General features: G+C 43.6%; 5 protein-coding genes. 2 read left to right on the top strand and 3 right to left on the bottom strand.

Going from position 1 to position 2,105, the window contains the following annotated elements; all coding sequences use genetic code 11:
- Window positions 1-164: 164 nt before the first annotated feature.
- Together CKY02_RS22870 and CKY02_RS22865 are read left to right on the top strand one after the other, a co-directional pair.
- Window positions 165-602, top strand: coding sequence for a DNA/RNA non-specific endonuclease (locus tag CKY02_RS22870; RefSeq protein ID WP_112896994.1), 438 nt, complete (start codon window positions 165-167; stop codon window positions 600-602).
- Window positions 603-610: 8 nt separating this feature from the next.
- On the top strand, window positions 611-1,018 hold the full coding sequence (locus CKY02_RS22865) for an NTF2 fold immunity protein (protein ID WP_105396953.1): 408 nt from the start codon (window positions 611-613) through the stop codon (window positions 1,016-1,018).
- 46 nt (window positions 1,019-1,064) lie between these two features.
- Here CKY02_RS22865 and CKY02_RS22860 read toward each other — a convergent pair whose 3' ends face one another.
- From CKY02_RS22860 to CKY02_RS22850, 3 genes are all read right to left on the bottom strand, one after another.
- Window positions 1,065-1,262 (bottom strand): DUF7706 family protein, encoded by a 198-nt coding sequence (locus tag CKY02_RS22860; protein ID WP_112896993.1) that lies wholly within the window; start codon window positions 1,260-1,262, stop codon window positions 1,065-1,067.
- Between the two features lie 13 nt (window positions 1,263-1,275).
- Entirely contained in the window at window positions 1,276-1,599 is a 324-nt protein-coding gene (locus tag CKY02_RS22855) for a SymE family type I addiction module toxin (protein WP_112896992.1), read from the bottom strand.
- 79 nt (window positions 1,600-1,678) lie between these two features.
- Entirely contained in the window at window positions 1,679-2,071 is a 393-nt protein-coding gene (locus tag CKY02_RS22850; RefSeq protein ID WP_021327089.1) for a helix-turn-helix domain-containing protein, read from the bottom strand.
- Window positions 2,072-2,105: the final 34 nt, after the last annotated feature.

Below are 2,105 nucleotides of genomic sequence, written 5' to 3'. Positions count from 1 at the left end.
GTGCTCGTCGGGGCGAGTTAACATGTTCTTTAACAGGGTGGGAAAAAGCGGTGGAGAAAAAGGCTGCTAAATCAGGGGGAAAGCTCCGCTAAACTGTATGATGGCGTCGGGATAGTCCCTAAGATCCTACGGGCCTCTGGGGTGGTGAGAATACCTATGGATATGTGACGAATCCCACAGGATGGGTTGACCCGTTCGGTCTAGCACAATGTCCAACAGTTAAAGTTGATAAAAATGGGCGGTTACGCTCAGCAAGAACAACTGTAACCCCAGATGTTCTTGGAACAGGCTCAGTTACAAATGCATCATCTCGTAAGTATGCAAGATCGCTTGGTAATAACGATGATGATGCAGGACATATATTAGGTAACGTTCTTGGCGGTCAAGGCGGTAAAAAGAATGTATTTCCTCAATTGCCAGAAATAAATCGCGGTCAGTATAGGGTATTTGAAGATCAAGTAAGGCAATTTATTGAGACAAACGGCCTAGTAGACATCAAATGGAGATTTATATATGGAAATGGTGGTACAAGGCCAACAGAAGTTGCTTATTTGGTCTATCAAGATGGCCAGAGGATTCTTGGAAAGATCTTTAGTAATTAGGTGATTATATGAACAATATTGAGAGAGCACAATCTGTTCTTGAAACATTTATTCAAGAAATGAATAAATGGGAAGTATTTTATTACCGTGAGGGTAGCAGAAAAAGAAATACCCCTATAGTTAAGGAGAAAATGAAAAATGAGCTGGATGAAATTTTTTCAAAAAATTGTACCTTAAAAGAAAGAAAACAAGGGCGGCAAGTCTCATTAATGCTTAGTTCTCCTCCCGATTATGATCCTGATAATGATGAAATCACCTCAAAAGAGCTGGATAAAAATAAGGCTATTTTTATAATTCAGAAACATACAGGATTTAAAAATAAATATCGTTATACATTGCACTTTAAGAATAATGAATGGCGGGTAGATAAGAAAGAATGGCTTTCTGGAGATAAGTGGAAGCAGGATTACCTTTAAACAAAAAAACCGGAAGATTACAAAGATCTTCCGGCTTTCTTATGATCTACCGTGGCGCATACCCACAGTATGCCAGTGCCGACTGGAGCTTAGCGATCGCATCCTTAATCTGATACGCTTCCTCGTCATTTACGGCACAGGCCCGTATCTCCGCCCAGTTCAGCCGCTTCACCAGTTGGTCTAAGGCCAGCGCTTCAATGTGGGTTAACTGAATGTCCTGTAAATGTTCAATCACCGTGTTCATTTTATCCTCTCCCTTAGCCCGCGTTGTACTCAGCCAGCATCTCCCGCATCCGCAGCTTAATCTCATTAAGCTGGCTCTGCTGCCGCTGGTATTGCTGCTGATAGTGTTGCGTAGCTTCACTGTCAGGAATGAGCACCAGACAACCGTCCATCACCTTCACCGTAATCTGGCCCCCGGTATTAAATCCCGCCTGTCTCAGCCACTGCCCCTTAAGATGTATCGCCGGTGTGGCGTCGTTGACTCTGTTCCCGTTCGGCACATAGCCCACCGTGTAATAACGTTCTGTTTTCACAGCTTTATTTATCGCTGCTTCTGCTTTAGAATGCGCCTTAGCCATAGTCACTACTCCTATAGTTGCTGTGGTAAGCGGCGGTAACGGGTGCCAGCCCGTTATCCCCGCGCTAAATATCAACAGATTATCGCTTAATCACCTGCTTTATCTTGTCTTGTGTGATAGCCATATCCAGAAAATGACAAATCACTTCCTGATCTTCCGGCTTCAATGCATCGGCCTGTTTACACAACTCTTTTAGCCGCTTGTTTTTGATATCAAACTCCGGGGCGGCACTGCCTTTATCACCCAGTAACAGATGGTCAATACTGACCTCTAATATCTGCGCCAGCTTGATGATGTAATCAAACTGAGGCTTGGCTTTCCCTTGTTCCCAGCGCCCAACCATGCGGGGCTGAATATCTAACAGGTCAGCCAGTTTCAGTTGTGTTAACTGCCTTGATTTACGAATAGATGAGAGGTTTTTACCAAAATCAGTCATGGACAAACATAGCCAAGTTAGTTGTTTGTTCCACATGCTAAATCCCCTCCTGAAAATTAATTCTTGAAAG

Origin of the sequence: Photorhabdus bodei (assembly GCF_003287735.1) — a bacterium.
Taxonomy (GTDB): domain Bacteria; phylum Pseudomonadota; class Gammaproteobacteria; order Enterobacterales; family Enterobacteriaceae; genus Photorhabdus; species Photorhabdus kayaii.
This window is presented reverse-complemented; position numbering and strand designations above follow the sequence as displayed.